We start from the raw sequence: 20,658 nt of genomic DNA on the forward strand, positions 1-20,658 counted from the left end.
GGCGGTCATGCGGCCGGCATGAGTCTTGGTTTGGCGCGCAGCCGCCACACCAACCCTACGCGCAGAGACCCGGCTCCGAAAATCAAGATTTTCTCCGCCGGTTCTCACAGCAGTTCCCGATACACCGCGATGGTCGCGTCCTGCATCGCCCGCGTGGTATAGTGGGTCAGCACCGCCTGCCGCGCCGCCGCGCCGATCGCGGTACGTTCGGAGGCCGGCATCGCCAGCACGCGCGTCAACGCAGCGGCCAGCGCCACGGCATCACCGGGCGGCACCCGCCAGCCGGTCACCCCCTCCTCCACCGTCTCGCGCGGGCCGCCGAGGTCGGAGGCGATCACCGGCCGCGCCATAGCCTGCGCCTCGATCACCGTGCGGCCGAAGGCCTCGGCATCGGTCGAGGCGTGTACGACCACATCGGCCAGCAGCAGCGCCGCCGCCATGTCCTCGGCATGGCCGACCAGCCGCACGCGTCCGCCGAGCCCGAGCGCCGCGATGCGCGCCTCAAGCTCGGTCGCGAAACCGCGCTTGCCGCCCTGGTTGCCGACCAGCAGCGCCATGGCAGCGCCCGGTATCGCGGCCATCGCCTCCACCAGCACGCCCTGCCCTTTCCAGCGGGTGATGCGGCCGGGCAGCAGCACCACCGGGCGTCGCTCCGGCAGATCCCAGGCCGCGCGCAGCACGGCGATGCGCTCCGGCGCCACCAGCGCAGGGTCGAAGCGGCGCGGATCGACGCCGCGCGGGATGATGCGGATGCGCTCGGCCGGCGTGCCGTGGCGCTCCGCGATCAGCGCCGCGATGAAGCGGCTGATCGCGATCACCCGATCGCCCTTCGCCATCACCGCGTTGTAGGCGCGCTTGCCCGGGAAGCCTTCATTGTAGGTGCCGTGATAGGTCGTGACGAAGCACGCGCCGGTGCGGCGTGCCGCCAGCAGCGCCGACCAGGCCGGCCCGCGCGAACGCGCATGCAGGATCGCGACGCCCTCCGCCCGCACCAGCGCCGCCAGCCGCGCGGCATTGCGCCAGATCGCGAGCGGCGACTTCCGATCGAGCGGCAGCGCCACATGCCGCGCCCCGAGCCGCTCCAGCTCCGCCACCATCGGGCCGCCGGCCGAGGCGACGATGGCGCGGAAGCCGGCCGCGATCTGCGCCTCCGCGATTTCGATCGTACCGCGCTCCACGCCGCCGGTGACGAGGGCGGGCAGCACCTGGAGGATGGCCGGTGGAGTGATCATGTGGCGGATGGGTTAACCGGCCGGCCGCGCAGGGTCCAGCCCGTCCGTGGTTCCCGTCCAGTGCCGGGCGGGGTAAGGGAGGGTCGCGATGTCCCTCTATTTCATGGCCATGCTGCTGCTCTCAGCGGCCGCTTACATCCATTCGCGCGCCACCGAGCCCGAGTTCCGCCCGGAATCGCCGATGACGGACGCCGTCTGGCGCATCATCAGCCATGCCTGCCTGGCGGCCTGGCTGGCGCTGATCGTCTGGGGCGCGCTGAAGCTGCATTGGACGCAGCCCCTGTCCGGCGTCATCGGCTCGCTCGGCGTCAATGCGATCATCATGAGGGTCCGGCCGATGTCGATCTGGCCGGGCCTCTCCATGCTGCTCGGCGCCGCCGGCTTCGCGGCGGCGAGCCGGGCTGTCTTTGGCTAGCTAGAACCTGTGCCGCAGCGTCGCCAGGACGGTGCGGCGGAAACCGTACCAGCACCAGGCATAGGTGTTGCACGAGGCCACGTAGTCCTTGTCGAAGAGGTTGGTCACGTTCACCTGCAGCGAGGTCCCCTGCAGCGTCGGGCTGAGCTGCCCGAGGTCGTAGCGCGCCATCAGGTCCACCAGCGTGTAGTCCGGCACGCGCAGCGTATTGGCGGTGTCGCCCCAGGTCGCGCCGACGTAGCGGACGCCCGCGCCCAGCGCGAGCCCCGCCATCGATGAGCCTTCCTGGAAGGTGTAGCTGCCCCAGACCGAGGCCATGTGGCGCGGCACTCCGATCGGCACCGTCCCGCGCTCGGGCCGGCTATAGGTCGGGGCGCCGATGATGCCGGTGCTGGCCGTGGCGGTCGCGTTGCTGCCGGTGACCTCGCTATCGAGATAAGTATAGGCAGCGGCGATGTCGAAGCCGGCAGCGAGGCTCGCCTTGACTTCCAACTCCACGCCGCGCGTACGGATCGCGCCGGTCTGCACGGAGTAGCGGCTGTCATTCGGATCGGTGGTCAGCACGTTCTGGCGCCGCAGGTCGAAGGCCGCCAGCGAGATGAGGGTATTGCTGCCCGGCGGCTGGTAGCGGATGCCGATCTCGTGCTGCTGCCCCGTCGTCGGCTCGAAGGGCCCCGCCCCACGCACCGGCGAGAAGGTGCCGCTCTGCGGCTCGAAGCTCTCCGTGTAGGAGTAGTAAGGCGCGAGGCCGAAATCGGTCAGGTAGACGATGCCCGCACGACCGGTGAAGGCGCTGGTGTCCATCTGGCTGCGGGCGATCCCGCCCGTCGCCAGGGTCTCGGTGCGGCTCTCGGTATCGTACCAGTCCTGCCGGCCGCCGAGCTGGATCGCGATGGGCCCGAAGCGGATCTGGTCCTGCATGTAGAGGCCGACGCCGTTCTGCTCCTGCCTTGCCCGCGTCTGGTAGGCGAGCGTGGGGACGCGGATGTTGTAAACTGGGGCGAAGACATCCTGCGCCGGGACGCCGACCGTGCTCGAGCCGCTGAAGGTCCTGCTGCTCACGGTGTAGTAGTCGAGCCCCGCGAGCAGCGTGTGCTGGACCGGCCCGGTCCGGAAGCGGCCCTCGATCTGGTTGTCGAGCGTGACGGAATCGAAGGCCACGTTGGTGCCGGTGATGCCGCGCTGGACGGTGCGGAAATCGGCCAGCAGGTTCGCCGTATAGATGCCGTAGAGCTGGCGGTAATAGCCTTCGGTCCGCGCATAGCGGAAGTTCTGCCGGACGGTCAGCCAGTCGTTGAAGCGATGCTCGGCCAGCCAGCCGATCTGGTACTGGGTGCGGTTCAGCCGGTCGAAGCTCGGGTCGCCGTCCCAGAGGCTCGAGGAGATGCGGCCGCGCGGGTTGGGCAGGGCCGAGCCATAGGCCGGCACGGCGCCATAGGTGCCGCCCCAGGGGTCGCGCTGATAGAGGCCGAGCAAGGTGATGCTCGTGTCCTCGGTGGGACGGAAGGTGATGGAAGGCGCGATGAAATAGCGTTCCTCCCGCGCATGATCGATCTGGCTGTCCGAGCGCGAATAGGAAGTGATGACGCGGCCGAGGATGGTGCGGTCCTCGTTCAGGGCGCCGCTGAGGTCGAGGCCGACGCGGAAGGTGCCCCAGCTCCCGCCCTGCAGTTGGAGCTCGCGGTAGGGCTGCTCGGTCGGGCGCTTGCTCACGAGGTTCACAAGGCCGCCGGGGCCGGACTGGCCGAACAGCACCGAGGCTGGGCCGCGCAGGATATCCACCCGCTCCAGCCGGAAGGGATCGACGCTCGGGTTGGCGTCACGGCCGCCGAAGGTGCGCATGCCGTCGAGGAATTGCGGCGCGGTGAAGCCGCGGATGGAATATTGGTCGAGCCGCCCGACGACGCCGCGCGTCTCGACCGCGACGCCTGGCGTGTAGCGCATGATGGCGTTGAGGTTGTGCGCGGACTGCGCCTCGATCTGGTCGCGCGTGACGACGGAGATGGACTGCGGCGTCTCGATGATCGGCGTGTCGGTCTTGGTGCCGGTCGCGGCGATCTCGGCGACATAGCCGCGGACCGGGGTCCAGCCCTGGGGGAGCCCGGCATCGACCCGGACTTCCGGCACCGCGATGGCGCCGTCCGCGGACCCGCCGGCGGGCATGCGCACCAGGGTCACCGTGGTCGGGCCGGTGAGGCGGTAGGACAGGCCGGTGCCGGCCAGCAGCCTGGCCAGGGCCTCGGCCGCGGTCTGACGCCCGGTGGTGCCCGGCGAAGCCACGCCCTGCCCGAGATCGGCCGGATACCCAACCTCCCAGCCGGTCGCGCTGCTGAAGGCATTGAGCGCGGAGGCAAGCGGCTGCGGCGCAATCTGGAACTGGAAGGCAGGCGTCGGCGCGGCCTGCGCCTGTGGCGGGCTCGGCTGGGTGCGGGCCGGAAGCGCGCCGAGGGCCGTCGTGGCCAGGAGGGCCGCGGCCAGCGGCACGCTGATCCAGCGCGCCCTCTCCGGCCAATTCGGAAGGCCGGAACCATCCCAAGTCATTGCAATCGCACTCCCTCTCGGCATCAGAACTGCGAACGGTTCGCATCTTCTGATGACCCGACGTCCGAGCGGGGCAGAACGCGTAAAAAAGGCCGGACGATCCCGGTGCTAGTGGAGGATCAGCACCGTATCCGTGATCCGGGTCATCCGGGCGTGCAGGATGGCCGCGAGCGAAGCCAGGGTCTGGACCGGGTCGTCAAGGCGGTAATTGCCGGTCAGACGCACGGCGCCGAGCCGCCCGTCGCCGAGGATGATCAGGCCGGGATGGTAGCGCCGCAACTCGTGCAGGACGTCCCGCAGCGGCTGATCCACGAAGACGAGCCGCCCGTCGACCCAGGCCATGGCGGCCGCGGCATTCACCCCCTCCACGGGACCAACGCCCTCGGCGTCGACCTGGACCTGCTGGCTCGCGGTCAGGCGCACCGTTCCCCCACCTGGCCGCCCGACCAGGACCGCGCCGTGCCGCACCGCGACCGTCACCCGCCCGTCGAGATACCGCACGGTGAACGCCGTCCCGGTGACCTGGACCTGCGTCGATCCGGCCCGCACCTCGAAAGGGCGAGCCTGTTCGGAAGCAACGTCGAAATAGGCGGCGCCCTTCAGAAGCCGGACGCGTCGCCGGCTGCTGCTCATCTCCGCGACAATGGCCGTGCCGGTGTCGAGGACGAGCCGCGAGCCATCCTCCAGGGTCAGCCTCTCCTGGTTGCCCGTACCCGTCACGAGGTCGGCCTGCAGGCGCGTCGGCAGGTCAAAGCGCCAGCCGATCCAGGCCGCGACCAGCGCCGCCGCCGCGATCGAACTCGCCCGCCGCCAGGGCCAGCCCGGCAAGGAACGGCGCGGCCTGGCCGCCGGGGACGGAGGCGCGAGGCGTGCCTGGGCAAGCCGCGCCGCCTGCTTCAGTTGCGGCGAGGACCAGACGGCGCTGACGGATCGCCACGCCGCTTCATGCGCCGGATCCGATGCGCGCCAGGCGTCGAAGGCGGCCTGCTCGGCGCCACCCCAGCCGCCGGACCGCTGGCGGATGTGCCAATCCAGGGCCTGGTCCATCACCGGCCCGAGCGCCTGGCCGGCCGGTCTTCCCTCGCTCATCTCAGCAAGCCCCGATCCTTAACCGGCTGCTCCCGTTGACATGACGTCCGGCACGGCGACAACGCGTAATCACGGCCGGTCCAGCTCCGCATGCACGGTCATGCAGGCGAGCATGGCCGCCTTGAGGTCCTTCTGGACCGTGCTCAGCGAGACACCCAAAAGGGCGGCGATGTCGCCGAGGGTCACGCCCTCGAGCCGGCTCAGGACGAAGATCCGCTGCTGGCGCCGGGGAAGGCGGGACAGGGCGGCATCCAGGCGCCGAAGAAGCTGCCTGTCGCGGGCGCTGGCTTCAGGGTTCGCCACCGCCACCGGGATCTCGTCCAGGTTCCGGACCGCATGCTCCGGCAGCACCACGGTACCGCGGCGCCTGACCGAGCGGAGGTGATCCAGCGCCAGGTTCCTGGCCGTCTGATGAAGGAAGGGCGCGAGGTGTTCGACCGGCCGGTCCCGCAGGGCCGCCGACACTTTGAGGTAGGCGTCCTGGATCAATTCCTCGGCGATCGGCAGGCTGCCGACCATCCGGACCAGGCCACGCACGAGTACCAAGCGCTCGCGGATGAATACCCGGTCGAGATCTTCTCGTACCTGATCGCTCACCGGGCAGTGCGAAGCCCAGCGAGAATGCGCCGCACCCACCGAAGCTTTGCCAATGCCCCCATGGCAGCACCCGCATGCTCGCAGGTCCGCTCCGTGCAGGGCGAGTATTCCAGAGGCCTCGGCACGGGCTCTCTCCGCTGCACAATGATATCGCTACGCCATCCCCGATGGCCGAGGTCGCGTAACGCGTTTGCGAGTCATTTGCAACTAGGAGGCCCGAAACTACCCGAACCCGTGCGGACGGGCTGCAGCCCGTCCGAATGTCCGCCAAGACGTCTCAACGCGTAGTTTCAGCCTGCCCCTGCCCGGTTGCCGCCGCCGAGCGCCTCGCCGGCCAGCTTCTCCGAGAGCTGCGCCAGCGCCGTGTGGTCCTGCCCAGGTCCGAGCAGCGCCGAGGCGCTGGCGGAAAGCTCCCGGCAGAGCGCCGAGAAGGGCGTCGGCGTCCCGGTCTCGCGCCCGACCTCGAGCGCGATCGACAGGTCCTTCACCATCAGGTCGAGCCCGAAGCCGGAATCGAAGCGCCGCGTCAGCACGTACTGCTTGAACTTCTTCTGGGTGGAGTTGTTCATGCCCGTCGATGCGTTCAGCACATCGACCATCAGCGCGGGATCGAGGCCGAAGCGCTGCCCGATCAGCAGCGCCTCGATGCCGATCAGGAAGCCGCCGGCGCTGACCAGGTTGTTCAGCGCCTTCATCGCCTGGCCGGCGCCGACGCCGCCGCAGCGATGGATGCTGGTGCCCATGGCGCGCAGCACCGGATCGACGCGGTCGAGCACCGCATCCTCGCCACCCGCCATGATCGCGAGTTCGCCGCTCTTCGCGCGCGGCACGCCGCCGGAGACCGGGCAATCCACCACCGCGACGCCGCGCTCCGCGAGGGTCGCCGCGATCTCCCGCGTGCGGCCCGGCGCGCCGGAGGTCATGTCGACCAGCACGCTGCCGGCGGCGAGCACCGGCGCGATCTGCGCCGCGACCTCGGCCACTTGCTTGCTGGTCGGCAGGATGGTGATGATCACCTCCGCCCCACGCACGGCCTCCGCAGGACCGGCGGCGGCGGTGCCGCCGGCCTCCGCCACGAACTTGTCCGCGCGGCCCGGGACGGCGTCGCTCACCGCCACCGCAAATCCGGCCTTCACCAGGTTGGCCGCCATCGGCCAGCCCATGTTGCCGATGCCGATGAAACCAATTTTGGAAACATCCATGCGCGGCCGATTCAGACCTCCGCGCCCTTCGGCGCTTCGGTCATCGGACGCGGCAGTCACGCCTTCTTCGCGGGAAGCGCGCCCTCGGCCACCAGTACCTCATGCGCCGCCTTGAAGGCGTCGAGGCCGGCCGGGATGCCGCAATAGGCCGTCGCGTGCAGCAGCGTCGCCTTGATCTCCTCGACGCTCACGCCGTTGTTCAGCGCGCCCTTCACGTGCAGCTTGATCTCCGGCGTCTTGCCGAGCGCCGTCAGCATCGCGAGGTTGAGCAGGCTGCGGGTCTTGCGGTCGAGCGTCGGGTCGCCCCAGGCCCAGCCCCAGGCGATCGCGGTGGTGGCGCGCTGGAACGACATCATGAAGTCGTCGGCCTTGGCCATGGAGCCATCCACATACTCGGCGCCCAGCACGGCGCGGCGGATCGGCAGGCCCTTGTCAAAGAGCGCGCTATCGTCGGACATCGGTTCCCTCCTTCGGGTTTCGGGCACAGGCTTGCGCGCAGTGGCCCTGGGGTCAACTGGGGATAGTCTGATTGTCGGACAAAAACAGATCGGCGGCGCGAAGCGGAGCGGCTCGATCCGAGGTTGAGGAAGCGGCAGATGGCGTTCTTCGAAGGCTTCACGCTGGAGACAGTCGATCTCGGCGGCCGGTCCTTCCGGCTGCGGCGCGGCGGCGAAGGGCCGCCGCTCCTGATGCTGCACGGCAATCCGCAGACCCATGCCATGTGGCATCGCGTGGCGCCGATGCTGGCGCAGCGCTTCACCGTGATCTGCGCCGATATCACCGGCTACGGCTTCTCCCACAAGGCGCCGGTCAGCGCCGATCATGCGCCTTATGCCAAGACGGCCATGGCCGCCGACATGACGGGCGTCATGCGGGCACTCGGCCATGACCGCTTCCAGCTCGTCGCGCATGACCGCGGCGCGCGGGTCGCACATCGCCTGGCGATCGACTTCCCGGATGCCGTCCTCCGCCTCGCGCTGCTCGACATCGTGCCGACGATCGAGCATTTCGAGCGTGCCGACATGGCGTTCGCCATGGGTTACTGGCACTGGTTCTTCCTGGCCCAGCCGCATCCGCTGCCGGAGCGCATGATCAGGCACGACGTCGAGGACTGGTTCGACCTGCACACCAGCCGTGAGCCCAAGGACCGCAGCTTCTTCCACCCCGAAGCGCGCGCCGACTACCTCGCCGCCCTGCATCAGCCGGGCACGGTGGAGGCGATCTGCGAGGATTACCGCGTCGCAGCCGGGCTCGACCTGGAGCATGACCGCGCCAGCCGCGCCGCCGGCCAGCGCATCCGCTGCCCGCTGAAGGTACTTTGGGGCGCCCGCGGCAAGATCGGCGCCTGGTACGATCCGCTCGCGATCTGGCGCGGCTATGCGGATGCGGACGTCTCCGGCGGGCCGGTCCCCTCCGGCCATTACCTGGCTGAGGAAGCGCCGGAGGCGGTGCTCGCCGCGCTCGACGGCTTCCTTATCCGGGCGTGAGCCGCAGCTCGAGCCGATTGCGGCCATCCGGGCTCCGCGTATAGCGCGCGGCCGTCGAGAAACGCCGGATCAGCAGCAGCCCGCGGCCGCCGGGCTGCTCCGCCCCGGTTTCCGGTGCGGCGACCTCACCGGCCAGCGGATCGAAAGCCACACCGGAATCCTCGAAGACCAGGCTGATGCCGTCGGCCCCGATCTGCGCCTCGACCTCGACATTGGGCGCCGCGCCGTGGCGCAGCGCGTTCAGCACGACCTCCTCCAGCAGCAGCGCCGCTCGCGCAGCGGCGCCTTCCGGCAGCCCCTCATCGTTCAGGAAGGTGATCAGCCGCTGCTCGGCAGCGACCACCGCTTCCGCGCCGCCGGCAATCACCAGCCGCAGCGGTCCGCCGGAGCGGCTTTGCTTCGCCTTGCTTCGCTTCACCGCTCAAGTTCCGTGTCCTGGCGAGCATCTTCACCCGTTCGGGTGCCTCCACCCGAATGGGTGAAGATGCTCCTGCGCTCAAGCGCCGACGAGCGCGCGTGCCGAGGCCTCGTCCGCTGCGATTGGAATGAGCTGATCGAGCGACACCGTGTGGAGCACGTCCAGCACCATCGCATTGGCGCCATAGAGTGCCACCTGCTGTCCGTGGCGCTTCAGCAGCCGGGTTGCTGAAATCAGCACGCGGATGCCGAGCGAGCCCACGAAGGGCACGTCCGAAAGGTCGATCACCACGGCGCGGCGCATCGCAGCGAAATGCGCGCTGAGCGGTGCATCCAGCATCTCGGCGCCGGCGGCATCGAGCCGCCCCGACAATTCGACCCGGCATAGCCCCGCATCGATTTCGACGATCTTGAATTGCATTCTTCCCCCTGTTCCCCTCGCCTCACGGAAAATCCAGCACGAGGATGGCGACATCATCCTCCATCGCGCCCGGCCGCGCGGCCGCCTGGGCCACGGCCAGCAGGCGCGCCGGCTCCGCCGGCTCCGCCAGACCCGCCACCGGCGATGCTGACAGATACGGCAGGAAATCCGCGAGGCCCAGTTGGCGTCCATCCGGTGCCCGCACCTCGAAGGCGCCGTCGCTGAACAGCACCAGGCGGGCGGCGGGCGGCACCGCCGCTTCCGCGGCCGCGAAGCGCCAATCCGACTCCGCCAGCCCGATCGCCGGATTGCGGGTCCAGAGTGGTACGATGCCGAGATAGGCCGGATGATGCCCCGCTGCCGCGAAGTGCAGCCGCCGCGTCGCCGGGTCGTAGACCCCATACCAGAGCGAGAAGTAGAGGCCGCCGTGGCTGTCCATCTGGAAGCCGGCATTGAGCCCGGCCAGCACCGCCGCCGGATCGCCGGCGTCGCAGCCGGCGGGCCCGCCCTGGCGCAGCGCGTTCATCACGCTGGCCGCAAGCAGCGCCGCACCCGCGCCATGGCCGGAGACGTCGAGCAGGTAGACCATGAAGCGACCATCCGGCAGGGCACGGTAGCCGAAGCCGTCGCCGCCGATGCCGGCCGATGGCAGGAAGCGCCAATCCACCCGCACCGGCCCTTCCGTGATCGCCGGCGGCAGCAGCGCCTGAACGTAGCGCCCGGCCTTCGCAAGGTCGCGCTCCATCTCCGTGCCGCGTTCCAGCTCGGCACGCGGCCCATGCAGATGCGTGATGGAATAGGGCCCGAGCCTGAGCCGCGCGCCGGGCCGCAGCACCGCCGGCGCCACGATCCGCGCGCCATCAAGGACGCAGCCATTGGTGGAATCGAGATCGGTGACGATCGCGTCCTCCCCTTCCAGCGCGATCAGGCAATGGGCACGCGAGATCTCGAAGGATGGCAGCACGATGTCGTTGCCGGGGATACGGCCGACACGGATCGGCGCCCGGCCAATCGGCATGCGGCGCGGCGCCTCCCCCGGTGCCTCGATCACCAGGAGATGCAGCAGGCTGTCGGGGTCGGCCGCGATGTCCGGCATCGCGCGCCGGACCATGGTGCGCTCGGTCTCGTCCGCCATCGGAGCAGATCCCGTTCGGGTGTCTTCACCCGAACGGGTGAAGATGCGCGTCAAAACAAGAGCCTGAGATGGTGAAGCGTAACAAAGCGGAGCGCAACTATTCTAGCGATTGCGGCGGTTACGGCCGGGCTGGGCGGGCATCAGCCAGGCCGCTTCCAGAACAGCAGCCGATCGGCCGGCGTGCGGTCGGCATTCAGCGCATAGCCCGGGATGCGCCCGCCCTCCTGCCAGCCGAGGTCGCGGTAGAGCGCCTCCCCGACATCGCCGGCACGCGCGCCGAGCGTCATCAGGTTGCGGCCATGCGCCCAGGCCGCCTGATCGGCCCGCCGCATCAGGGCGCGCGCGATGCCCCGCCGGCGGAAGGCGGGATCGACCAGCAGCATGGCGAGCTCCGCGCGATGCTGCTGGTTCTCGGGCGTGCCGAGATCGAGCTGCACCGTCCCCGCCAATTGCCCATCTGCCCAGGCCGCGAGCAGCACCCGCTTGCCCTGCGCGACTTCGGAGGAGACGCGCTGCCAGAAGCCCCGCGCCCGCTCCAGCGGCAGCGGCGGCAGGTAGGAGACCGAGGCCCCGCCCGCCACGCAGGCCACCAGGATCTCGGCCAGCCGCCGCTCCGCGCTCGCCGCCGCAGCAGCGTCGAGCGCCTCCACGATCAGGCCGCGCGCCGGCTTGGCATAGCGGAATTCCAGCGATTTCGAGACGTCGTCGAGGATGCGGATCGAGCCTTGCCGCACATAGCCGCGCTTCTCGTAGAAGCCATGGGCGCGAGCGAAGCGGGTGTCGGTCCAGAGCACCATCCGCTCCGCCCCCGCCGTCCGCGCATGCGCTTCCGCGGTGTCGAGCAGCGTCTGGGCGAGGCCGCTGCCGCGCGCGGCGTTCGCCACATACATGCGGCAGATCTCCCAGGCCGCATCCTCGCGCAGCGGCCTGGTGCCGACCATGCCGATGATGCGCCCGTCGCCCTCCGCCGCCCAGAGCACGCCGCCCGCCTCCGCGAACCAGGAGGCGAGCGCGCGCAGCTCCGGCAATTCTCCATCCACATCGAGGACGCAGCCGGGATATTCCGCCCAGCAGGCGTCGATCAGCGCGATGAAGCCGTCCGCATCCGCGTCCCGGCCGGGGCGGAGCGCGATGCTCACCGCAGGTCCCGGCAGAATTCCTGGATGCGCGCGCAGGCCTCGCGCAGGCTCGCGGTGTCGGTCGCGTAGGAGATGCGGATATAAGGGCTCATGCCATAGGCGGAGCCCTGGACCGTCGCGACGTATTTCTCCTCCAGCAGCGCCAGGGCGAAGTCGCCGTCGGTCTCGATCCTGCGGCCGCCGGCGCTGGTCTTGCCGAGGCAGCCGGCGACATTCGGGAAGACGTAGAAGGCGCCCTCCGGCTTGTGGCAGGCAAGGCCGGGCGCCTGGTTCAGCATGTCGACGACCAGGTCGCGGCGCTCCCGGTAGATCGCGGCGCGTTCGCGCACCAGATCCTGCGGGCCGTCCAGCGCCGCGGCGGCGGCCGCCTGGCCGATGGTCGAGACGCCGGAGGTCGCCTGGCCCTGGATGTTGATCATGCCCTTGATCAGCGCCTTCGGCCCGCCGGCGAAGCCGACGCGCCAGCCGGTCATCGCATAGGTCTTCGACGCGCCGTTGACCGTCAGCGTGCGGTCCTTCAGTCGCGGCTCCACCTCCGCGATGGTGCAGAACTCGAAGCCGTCATAGACGAGGTGCTCATACATGTCGTCCGTCATCACCCAGACATGCGGATGGCGGAGCAGCACCTCGGCGATCGCCTGCATCTCCTCGCGGGAGCAGGCGGCACCGGTCGGGTTGTTCGGGAAATTCAGCATCACCCACTTGGTGTTGGGCGTGATCGCCGCTTCCAGATCCTCGGCGCGCAGCTTGAAGCCGTTGTTCTGCGGGCAGCTCACCAGCACCGGCTTGCCGCCAGCGACCTTCGCCATGTCGGCGTAGGAGATCCAGTAGGGCGCCGGGATCACGATCTCCTCGCCCGGGTTCACGCTCGCCATGAAGGCGTTGAAGATCGCCTGCTTGCCGCCGTTGGTGACGATGATCTCATCGAGCGCGTAGTCGAGCTTGTTGTCGCGCTTGAACTTGCGCTGGATCGCTTGCTTCAGCTCCTTGGTGCCATCCTGCGGCGGATACTTCGTGTCGCCCGCCAGCGCCGCCTTGTGCGCCGCTTCGACTGCATGCGGCGGGCTCGCGAAATCCGGCTCGCCGGAGGCGAGGCTGATGACCTTAATGCCCTGCGCGGCCAGCTCGCGCGCCTTCACGGTCATGACAACGGAGGCGGAGATCGAGAACTCCTTGAGGCGGTCGGCGAGGGCGGGCATCGTGAGGGCTGTCCTATGTTGCGGCGGGAAGCCTAGTCCCCCGCCTTTGCGGCACCAAGATGGTCAGCTGAAGCGGCGATCCGCTTCTCGGCCGACCGCTCCATCAGATCGTCGAAATCCTGGCTGCTGACGAAGCGGAAGCCCTGGCGCTCCCAGAAGCGCCGGGCGCGGCTGCCCTTCAGCACCTCGATACGGATCGGCAAGGCTGGCAACTCGGCGCGCAAGGCGGCGAAGACCGCAGCACCGAGGCCCTGCCCCTGCGCGCTGGGCTCGATATAGAAGCCGTAGAGCTCGACATGATCGGCCGCTTCCGCCGTGGCGATGCAGCCGAGCAGACCGCCCTCGCCCTCGATCGCCCGCATCATCAGGGGATCAAAGCCCTCCCGCATGCGGCGGCGGCGGCGTTCCGGGTCGCAGCGGCCAAGCCGCTCCAGATCCGCACGCAGCACGCGGATGCTGAGGTCGAGCAGCGGCTCGAAATCCGCCTCCGCCACCGGGCGCAGGCGGAATTCGGGCGCGGTCAGCGCAGCCCCGCGCAGAAGGTCTGGATGCGCTTGCAGGCCTCGACCAGCGAGGCATCGTCGGTCGCGTAGCTGATCCGGAAATGGCCGGGGAACATGAAGGCCGTGCCGTGCACCGCGGCGACCCCATGCTCCTCCAGCAGGCCGAGCACGAAGGCTTCGTCGCCGTCGATCTTCCGCCCGCCGGCGCTGGTCTTGCCGAGGCAGCCATGCACGTCCGGATAGACGTAGAAGGCCCCTTCCGGCTTGTGGCAGCGGATGCCCGGCGCCTGGTTCAGCATCTCGACCACCAGGTCGCGGCGGCGTTCATAGACGACGCGCATCGCCTCGATGCTCTCCTGCGGGCCGGCCAGCGCCTCCACGGCGGCGGCCTGGGAGATCGAGCTGGTGTTGGAGGTGGACTGGCTCTGCAGCTTGTCCATGGCCTTGATCAGCGTCACCGGCGCGCCGGCGAAGCCGATGCGCCAGCCGGTCATGGCATAGGCCTTGGAGCAGCCATTCATGGTGACCGTGCGATCGCGCAGCCGCGGCTCCACCTCGACCACCGTCACCGCCTTCATGCCGTCGTAGATCAGCTTCTCGTAGATGTCGTCGCTGAAGATCCAGACATCCGGGTGCTTCACCAGCACGTCGGTCAGCGCCTTCAGCTCGTCGCGCGTATAGGCGGCGCCGGTCGGGTTGCACGGATTGTTCAGGATGAACCACTTGGTCTTCGGCGTGATCGCCGCCTCGAGCTGTTCGGCGGTCAGCTTGAAGCCCTGGTTCTGCCCGCAGGGCAGGATCACCGGCTTACCCTCGGCGAGCTCCACGATGTCCGGGTAGCTAACCCAGCAGGGGGCGGGGATGATCGCCTCGTCGCCCGGATTGATGGTGGCGAGCAGCGCGTCGAAGATCACCTGCTTGCCGCCGGTCGCGACCAGGATCTCCTCCGGCTTGTACTCGACGCCGCTGTCGCGCTTGAACTTCTCGCAGACTGCCTTCCGCAGCGCCAGGGTGCCGGCGACGTCGGTGTACTTGGTCTCGCCACGCTCGATCGCCGCGATCGCCGCGTCCTTCACGTTGCGCGGGGTGTCGAAATCCGGCTCGCCGGCCGAGAGGGAGATGATGTCCTTGCCCTCGGCCTTCAGGGCGCGGGCCTTCGCGGTCATCGCGATGGTCAGCGAGGGGGAGATGCGGTCGAGGCGGTCGGCGATGAGGTTCATGGCACCCTGGTCGGGCGGTTGCTGGAAGGGCGGGACCCTACCCGCCCTCCCCCTGCCCTTCAACCCGCCGTGCGCGCAGAAGCAGCATGGCAAGCCCGACCAGCGCGCCGGCCAGCAGCAGGATCACGGCGCCGAGCGCGTTCACCTCCGGCGTCAGCCCGAGCCGCAGCGCCGAGAACAGCACCATCGGCAGGGTCGTCCCCTCGGGGCCGGAGACGAAGCTCGCGACCACCAGGTCGTCGAGCGAGAGGGTGAAGGCCAGCAGCCAGCCGGCCGCGAGCGCCGGCACCATCAGCGGCAGGGTGACGGTGCAGAAGGCGGTGAACGGCCCGGCGCCGAGATCCATGGCCGCTTCCTCCAGCACCCGCTCGCCGCCGGCCAGCCGCGCCTGGACCACCACCGCGACATAGGCAGCGCCGAGCGTCCCATGCGCCAGCAGCACGGTCAGCGCCCCGCGCCCCTCAGGCCAGCCGGTCAGCGCTTCCAGCGCCACGAAGGTCAGCAACAGGGAGAGGCCGGTCACCACCTCCGGCAGCACCAGGGGGGCGCCGATCAGGCCACCGAGCAGCACCCGCCCGCCGAAGCCGCCCCAGCGGGCGAGCGCGAAGCCGGCCGCGCCGCCGATCAGCATGGCGAGCGTCGCCGCCCCGGCGGCGATGCGGATCGAGAGCCAGGCGGCCTCGATCAGCCGCTCATTGGCTGCGAGTGCGGCGAACCAGCGCAGCGAGACGCCGCCCCATTGGAAGGGGATGCGGTCGGCACTGAAGGCGAAGCCGACCAGCAGCAGCACCGGCACCCAGAGGAAGCCAAGTCCCAGGGCCAGCCCCCAGCTGCCCACGCGGCCGCGCTTCATGCCCTTGATTCCAACCGCTGAAACAGCCGGATCGGCAGGATCAGCAGCACCAGCAGCGCGACGGCGAGCGCCGCGGCCAGCGGCCAGTCGCGGTTCTGGAAGAATTCCTGCCACAGCACCCGCCCGACCGGCAGCGCCTCCGACGGCCCGAGCAGCTCCGGGATCACGAACTCGCCGGCCGCCGGGATGAAGACCAGCAGGAAACCGGCGATGATGCCGGGCAGCGCCAGCGGCAGGGTGACGGTGCGGAAGGCGGCGCCGGGCGTGGCGCCGAGGTCCATCGCCGCCTGTTCCAACACTGGATCCAGCCGCGACAGCGCGGCGTAGAGCGGCAGCACCGCGAAGGGCAGATAGGCGTGCAGCATGCCGGCCAGCATGGCGCCCTCGGTGTACAACAGCGGTAACGGCTCCTGAACCACGCCAAGCCCGATCAGCAGGCCGTTGATCAGCCCCTGGTCGCGCAGCAGCCCGATGAAGGCGCCCATGCGCAGCAGGAAGCCGGTCCAGAAGGGCAGCAGCACCAGCGCCAGCAACAGCGCCTGCCGGGCGCGCGGCGCGCGGGCGATCGCGAGCGCCATCGGGAAGCCGAGCAGCAGCGCGAGTGCCGCCGTGCTCGTCGCGATGCGCAGCGCCCGCAGCAGCGAATCGAAATAGAACTCATCCTCGAAGAGCGTCGCGAAATTCCCGAGACTCCCCTGCCAGACCAAACCCGGCCCGACCGGCGGCGCGAAGGGTGGGATGCCTTCCGTACTCTGCCCGAGCGCGATGCCGAGCAGGATCACCGCCGGCGCCGCCACGAAAGCGAGCAGCCAGGCCCAAACGGGCACCAGGATCAGAAGCCTGCGCATCAAGCGGCGAGCGGTGCGAGGTCGTCCGGGTCCCAGGCGAGCGCCACGCGCTCCCCCATTTCCGGCATCGGGTCATCGGCATGGACGGTGACGCGAAGCGCGCCGCCGGCCTCCAGCGCCACCACGAACAGCGTCGAATCGCCGCGGAAGGCAGCTTCGCGCACCACGCCCATGACGCGGTTGGGCCCGGTCTCCTCATGGCCGAGCGTCCGATGATCGGAGGGCCGAATGGCCCGGAGGTCTGAATCGGATGCTCCACCGATGCGGGTCAGGCGGATATATTCCGGCCGCAGCGCATAGGCAGCGGCACCGGCCACCTGCGGCTTCAGCGGCAGAGTCGCGGGTTCCACGATATTCGCCGCCCCCAGGAACCTGGCCACGAAGGCGGTCGCCGGACGCCAATAGACCTCCTCCGGCGTGCCGACCTGCACCAGGCGCCCGCCCTCCAGCACCGCGATGCGGTCGGCGAGCGCCAGGGCCTCCTCCTGGTCGTGGGTCACCATGACGAAGGCGGCGCCGGTCTGGCGCTGCAGGGCACGCAGCTCGAACCCCGTCTGCTCGCGGAGCCCGGCATCCAGCGCCGCCAGCGGCTCGTCCAGCAACAACAAGCGCGGGCGCATCACCAGGCTGCGGGCGAGTGCCACCCGCTGGCGCTGCCCGCCCGAGAGATGGTGCGGCCGCCGCGCGCCGAGCCCGTCGAGCTTCACCAGCGCCAGTGCTTCCGCGATCCGGCGCGCCTGCTCGCCGCGCGCGACGCCGACGCGGCGCAGCCCATAGCCGACATTCTCGGCGACGCTCATATGCGGGAACAGCGCGTAGGACTGGAACATCATGTGGACCGGCCGCGCCCAGGGCGGATCCGCCGTGATGTCCCGCCCGTCCAGGAACAGCGCGCCGCCATCCGGCGCGTCGAGACCCGCGATCAGCCGCAGCAGGGTCGACTTGCCCGAGCCCGAGCCGCCGAGGAGGGCGAAGAACTCGCCGGGACGGATCGCGAGGTCGAGCGCATCCAGCGCCAGCGCGGCGCCGAAGCGCCGCGTCAGCCCACGCGCCTCCAGCAGCGTATCGGCCATCCTGCTCAGCGCCCGGCCTTGAAGCGTGACCAGATGCGGGTGCGCAGCCGCTCCACCTGCTGGGACGGCGTGCCGGCGACGAAGCTCCCGGCGAGCGCCGCATCGGTCGGGTAGACGCTCGGGTCGTTGCGCACCGCTTCCGCGACCATGGGGCGGGAGGCCGGCACCGCATTCGGGTAGCGGACATGGGAGGTGATGGCGGCCATCACCTCGGGCCGCAGCACGAAGTCGATGAAGGCCTGAGCCGCTTCCGGGTTCGGCGCATCGGCCGGGATCGCCAGCATGTCGAACCAGAGCTGGGCGCCGGCGGCCGGGGCCACATAGGCGATCTCGACGCCGCGCCCAGCTTCCCGCGCGCGCGCCGAGGCCTGGATCACATCCCCCGAATAGGTGAGCGCCAGGCAGACATCGCCGGTCGCCAGCGCGTCGAGCACCGAGCCCGAGGGCAGGATCGCGCGCACATGGGGACGGATCGCGAGCAGGGCGCGTTCCGCCGCGCGCAAATCATCCTGGCTCTGCGTGTTGGGATCGAGGCCGAGATGGCGCAGCACCGAAGGGATCACGTCGGTGGCGCTGTCCATCACCTGGATGCCGCAGCGGGAGAGCCGCTGCGCATTCCGCGGATCGAGGAGCAGAGCGAGGGTGTCCATCGGGGCATCCGGTGCCGCGGCGCGCACCCGATCCGGCCGGATGCCCATGCCGACCGTGCCCCAGAGATAGATCGCGCCATGACGGTTGTCGGGATCGACACTCGCCGCCCGCGCCATCAAGGCGGGATCGAGGTTGCGCCAGTTCGGGATGCGCGCCCGGTCGAGCGGCCGAAGGGCACCGGCGCGCACCAGCCGGGCGAAGGTCGGCTCGCTGGTCGGCACGATGAGGTCATAGCCGGACCGCCCGGCCGAGAGCTTGCCCTCCAGCGTCTCCAGGCTATCGAAGACGTCGTAGCGCACCCGGATGCCGGTCTCCGCCGTGAAGCGCTGCACCACATAGGGGTCGATGTAGTCCGACCAGTTGTAGATGTTCAGCACCGGCTGCGCCCGCGCCGGCAGGGCGGCGAGCAGCAGCAGGGCCAGGGCGGTCAGCAGGCGCGGCATCGCATTGGTCCTCGTGATCCGGGCCGATGTTCGCCGCTGCGGCGCGGCGACGGAAGGGGCCAGGCGCGCCCGGGCGGAGGCCATGCCGCATTTTCAGGCCCGGCGTGACCACCAGAAGCAGCCGGCCGCGCTGGTGGCACCGAGCAGCGCCAGCGCGAACGGCCACCAGGCGAAGCCCGATTCCTCCTCCGGCGCGGCGAGCACGATGGGCTCGGCGAGCCGCGGCGGCGGGTCGGCCAGGACCAGGGGCGGTGGCGGCGCCTCCGGCATGGCGGTGTCCGGTGGCGCCGCGGCCCGGCTCCGGCCCGACCGGCCGGGGCCTCTGCTGGCTCGGGACATTCACGGGCCTATGGACGGGCTCCGTGGAGGGCGGAAGATGGTGGAAACTTGAGGAAAGGCTCACGTCCATGACCGCATCCCTGCCGCCACTGCTTCCTGACGCGACCCGTGACCTCGCCTGCTTCGCCGCGGGTCTGCGGTACGAGGACCTGCCGAAAGCCGTCATCGAGCGCGCCAAGCTCTGCCTGCTCGATGGCATCGGCGTCTGCCTGCACGGCGCCGACCTGCCCTGGACGCGCATCCTGCGGGAGGTCGTGCTGGCCGAAGGCGGTGACGGGCGCGCCAGCATCTGGGGCAGCGGCGCCAAGGCTTCCCTGGCCAAGGCCGTGCTGGTGAACAGCACCGCGGGCCATGGCTTCGAGATGGACGACATCCACAAGGATTCGGTGCTGCACCCGAATTCCATCGTGACGCCGATCGGCCTCGGCTTCGCCGAGGCGACCGGGGTCAGCGGACGCGACCTGCTGACCGCTGTTGTCGCCGGCTACGAGGTCGGCACCCGGGTCGGCAATGCGGCGACGACGCAGCTCTTCCTCAACGGCTTCCATCCGCAGGGCACCAGCGGCGCCTTCGTGGCCGCGGCGACGGCCGGCCGCCTGCTCGGCCTCGATGCCGGGCGGATGCAGCATGCGCTCGGCATCGCGGGCTCGCTCGGCAGCGGGCTGATGGCCGCGCAGGAGGGTGCGATGGTGAAGCGCCTGCATGCCGGACGCGCCGCCGAGGCCGGCCTCCAGGCAGCCCAACTCGCCGAGCGCGGCTTCACCGGCATCCCCGACGTGCTGGAGGCCGGCTATGGCGGCTTCCTGAGCACGCTCTCCGGCAAGCCCGACATCGCCCGCCTGACCGAAGGCCTCGGCACCACCTGGGAGACGCTGGCCGTCGGCTACAAGATGTACCCGAGCGTCACCAGCATCCACGCCGCGCTCGACGCGCTGAAAGCCATCATGCGCCGCCACGGCCTCACCGCGGCCGACATCGCCAGGATCCAGGCCGGCGTCGGGCATATGACCCATGTCCACACCGCCTGGGACTACAAGCCGGCCGGCATCACCGCGGCGCAGATGAACATCTTCTTCGGCCTGGCGACCATCGCGCTGCACGGCGACGCCACCGCCGAGGCCTATGTCGAGGCGCGGTTGCAGGATCCCGACTTGCTCCGCTTCATGCAGCGCATCGAAGTCTTCGAGGACGAGGCGATCGATGCCCGCGGCCGCGCCGCCCGCCATGCCTGCCGCATGGAGGTCACGGCGGTGTCCGGCGAACGCTTCATCGAAGACGTCTTCGACCGGCGCGGCAGCCCCGAGAACCCGGTCAGCGCTGCCGAGATCGAGGCGAAGTTCCGGACCAACACGCGGGGCCGCCTGCCGGACGCCGCGGCCGATCGCCTGATCGCCTTAGTCGGGCGCGTCGAGGCGCTCGACAGCCTCGCCGGGATCACCGGCCTGCTCGCCGAGGCGCGCTGAACGCTACCGCGGCGCTTCCGGCGTCGGCTGGCCGGGACGCTGCGGCGGCACCAGCGGTGTCCGCGATGGGTCCGGCGCCGGTGGCCGCGTCGGCGCCACGATGCCGGGATCAGCGGCGGGTGGAGGCGCGCTGCGCGGCGACGGCCGCGGCTCCCCATTGGGCGGGCGCGGGCTCGGCGGCGTCGGCTCGATCCGCTCCGGCACCAGGGTCCCGGCTGGCGGTGGCGCAGGTATGGTCTGGGCAGCGGCGCCGGCCGCAGTCAGCACCGCGACCGCGACCGCCAGAATGCCATGTCGCCTGTCCATGCTTCTGCCTCCCATCATCGGAGGGGAAGCGCATGACGCGCCTGCCGGTTGCTTTCGTGCCGACCCCGAGGCGTTTCCGCCGAGT

At 70.2% G+C, this 20,658-nt stretch carries 22 protein-coding genes; 3 read left to right on the forward strand and 19 right to left on the reverse strand.

Annotated elements, in window-relative coordinates; all coding sequences use genetic code 11:
* Positions 1-104: 104 nt before the first annotated feature.
* Positions 105-1,232 carry a glycosyltransferase family 4 protein gene (locus GXW71_RS04775; protein WP_211851253.1) on the reverse strand — a complete coding sequence of 376 codons (1,128 nt, stop codon included), beginning with the start codon at positions 1,230-1,232 and terminating at the stop codon, positions 105-107.
* A gap of 88 nt (positions 1,233-1,320) precedes the next feature.
* Between GXW71_RS04775 and GXW71_RS04780 the strand changes: the two genes are divergently transcribed.
* Positions 1,321-1,647: a multidrug DMT transporter permease gene (locus GXW71_RS04780; protein WP_211851254.1), complete on the forward strand. Its 327-nt coding sequence runs from the start codon at positions 1,321-1,323 to the stop codon at positions 1,645-1,647.
* Here the strand turns inward: GXW71_RS04780 and GXW71_RS04785 are convergent, their stop codons facing one another.
* The 5 genes from GXW71_RS04785 to GXW71_RS04805 all read right to left on the reverse strand — a co-directional run bounded on the left by GXW71_RS04785 (position 1,648) and on the right by GXW71_RS04805 (position 7,534).
* The gene (locus GXW71_RS04785) at positions 1,648-4,188 is read right to left on the reverse strand and encodes a TonB-dependent siderophore receptor (RefSeq protein ID WP_246526274.1); all 2,541 of its coding nucleotides are present in this window, start codon (positions 4,186-4,188) and stop codon (positions 1,648-1,650) included.
* Between the two features lie 108 nt (positions 4,189-4,296).
* Positions 4,297-5,277, reverse strand: coding sequence for a FecR family protein (locus tag GXW71_RS04790; protein WP_211851255.1), 981 nt, complete (start codon positions 5,275-5,277; stop codon positions 4,297-4,299).
* A 69-nt stretch (positions 5,278-5,346) separates the two neighbouring features.
* Positions 5,347-5,913, reverse strand: coding sequence for an RNA polymerase sigma factor (locus tag GXW71_RS04795; protein ID WP_367617246.1), 567 nt, complete (start codon positions 5,911-5,913; stop codon positions 5,347-5,349).
* 251 nt (positions 5,914-6,164) lie between these two features.
* Positions 6,165-7,076, reverse strand: coding sequence for an NAD(P)-dependent oxidoreductase (locus GXW71_RS04800; protein ID WP_211851256.1), 912 nt, complete (start codon positions 7,074-7,076; stop codon positions 6,165-6,167).
* A 56-nt stretch (positions 7,077-7,132) separates the two neighbouring features.
* Entirely contained in the window at positions 7,133-7,534 is a 402-nt protein-coding gene (locus tag GXW71_RS04805; RefSeq protein WP_211851257.1) for a carboxymuconolactone decarboxylase family protein, read from the reverse strand.
* Positions 7,535-7,672: 138 nt separating this feature from the next.
* On the opposite strand from GXW71_RS04805, the gene GXW71_RS04810 reads away from it, so the two are divergent.
* Positions 7,673-8,563 (forward strand): alpha/beta fold hydrolase, encoded by an 891-nt coding sequence (locus GXW71_RS04810; RefSeq protein ID WP_211851258.1) that lies wholly within the window; start codon positions 7,673-7,675, stop codon positions 8,561-8,563.
* Here GXW71_RS04810 and GXW71_RS04815 read toward each other — a convergent pair.
* The 12 genes from GXW71_RS04815 to GXW71_RS04870 form a co-directional block, all read right to left on the reverse strand.
* A complete protein-coding gene (locus GXW71_RS04815; protein WP_211851259.1) occupies positions 8,550-8,981 on the reverse strand; it encodes an ATP-binding protein in 432 nt (143 codons plus the stop codon). The genes GXW71_RS04810 and GXW71_RS04815 overlap by 14 nt on opposite strands.
* Positions 8,982-9,059: 78 nt before the next feature.
* Complete coding sequence (locus tag GXW71_RS04820) at positions 9,060-9,401, reverse strand: STAS domain-containing protein (protein WP_211851260.1); 342 nt, start codon at positions 9,399-9,401, stop codon at positions 9,060-9,062.
* Between the two features lie 22 nt (positions 9,402-9,423).
* Positions 9,424-10,536, reverse strand: a complete 1,113-nt coding sequence (locus GXW71_RS04825; RefSeq protein WP_211851261.1) for a PP2C family protein-serine/threonine phosphatase — start codon at positions 10,534-10,536, stop codon at positions 9,424-9,426.
* A gap of 140 nt (positions 10,537-10,676) precedes the next feature.
* Entirely contained in the window at positions 10,677-11,675 is a 999-nt protein-coding gene (locus GXW71_RS04830) for a GNAT family N-acetyltransferase (RefSeq protein ID WP_211851262.1), read from the reverse strand.
* Entirely contained in the window at positions 11,672-12,874 is a 1,203-nt protein-coding gene (locus tag GXW71_RS04835) for a pyridoxal phosphate-dependent aminotransferase (RefSeq protein WP_211851263.1), read from the reverse strand. The genes GXW71_RS04830 and GXW71_RS04835 overlap by 4 nt, the downstream gene beginning before the upstream one ends.
* A 32-nt stretch (positions 12,875-12,906) precedes the next feature.
* Positions 12,907-13,368, reverse strand: a complete 462-nt coding sequence (locus tag GXW71_RS04840; protein WP_211851264.1) for a GNAT family N-acetyltransferase — start codon at positions 13,366-13,368, stop codon at positions 12,907-12,909.
* 26 nt (positions 13,369-13,394) lie between these two features.
* On the reverse strand, positions 13,395-14,597 hold the full coding sequence (locus tag GXW71_RS04845) for a pyridoxal phosphate-dependent aminotransferase (protein WP_211851265.1): 1,203 nt from the start codon (positions 14,595-14,597) through the stop codon (positions 13,395-13,397).
* Positions 14,598-14,634: 37 nt separating this feature from the next.
* Entirely contained in the window at positions 14,635-15,450 is an 816-nt protein-coding gene (locus GXW71_RS04850) for an ABC transporter permease subunit (protein WP_211851266.1), read from the reverse strand.
* Entirely contained in the window at positions 15,447-16,298 is an 852-nt protein-coding gene (locus GXW71_RS04855) for an ABC transporter permease (protein ID WP_211851267.1), read from the reverse strand. Before GXW71_RS04855 ends, GXW71_RS04850 begins: the two co-directional genes overlap by 4 nt.
* Positions 16,298-17,371, reverse strand: coding sequence for an ABC transporter ATP-binding protein (locus GXW71_RS04860; RefSeq protein WP_211851268.1), 1,074 nt, complete (start codon positions 17,369-17,371; stop codon positions 16,298-16,300). Before GXW71_RS04860 ends, GXW71_RS04855 begins: the two co-directional genes overlap by 1 nt.
* A 5-nt stretch (positions 17,372-17,376) precedes the next feature.
* Positions 17,377-18,465 (reverse strand): polyamine ABC transporter substrate-binding protein, encoded by a 1,089-nt coding sequence (locus tag GXW71_RS04865; protein ID WP_211851269.1) that lies wholly within the window; start codon positions 18,463-18,465, stop codon positions 17,377-17,379.
* Between the two features lie 93 nt (positions 18,466-18,558).
* Positions 18,559-18,735: a hypothetical protein gene (locus tag GXW71_RS04870; RefSeq protein WP_211851270.1), complete on the reverse strand. Its 177-nt coding sequence runs from the start codon at positions 18,733-18,735 to the stop codon at positions 18,559-18,561.
* 137 nt (positions 18,736-18,872) lie between these two features.
* Here GXW71_RS04870 and GXW71_RS04875 point away from each other — a divergent pair, with 137 nt between their 5' ends.
* Positions 18,873-20,267, forward strand: coding sequence for an MmgE/PrpD family protein (locus GXW71_RS04875; protein ID WP_211851271.1), 1,395 nt, complete (start codon positions 18,873-18,875; stop codon positions 20,265-20,267).
* 3 nt (positions 20,268-20,270) lie between these two features.
* Here the strand turns inward: GXW71_RS04875 and GXW71_RS04880 are convergent, their stop codons facing one another.
* Positions 20,271-20,573, reverse strand: a complete 303-nt coding sequence (locus GXW71_RS04880; protein ID WP_211851272.1) for a hypothetical protein — start codon at positions 20,571-20,573, stop codon at positions 20,271-20,273.
* Positions 20,574-20,658 lie beyond the last annotated feature (85 nt).

Source organism: Plastoroseomonas hellenica, assembly GCF_018129085.1.
Taxonomy (GTDB): Bacteria; Pseudomonadota; Alphaproteobacteria; order Acetobacterales; family Acetobacteraceae; genus Plastoroseomonas; species Plastoroseomonas hellenica.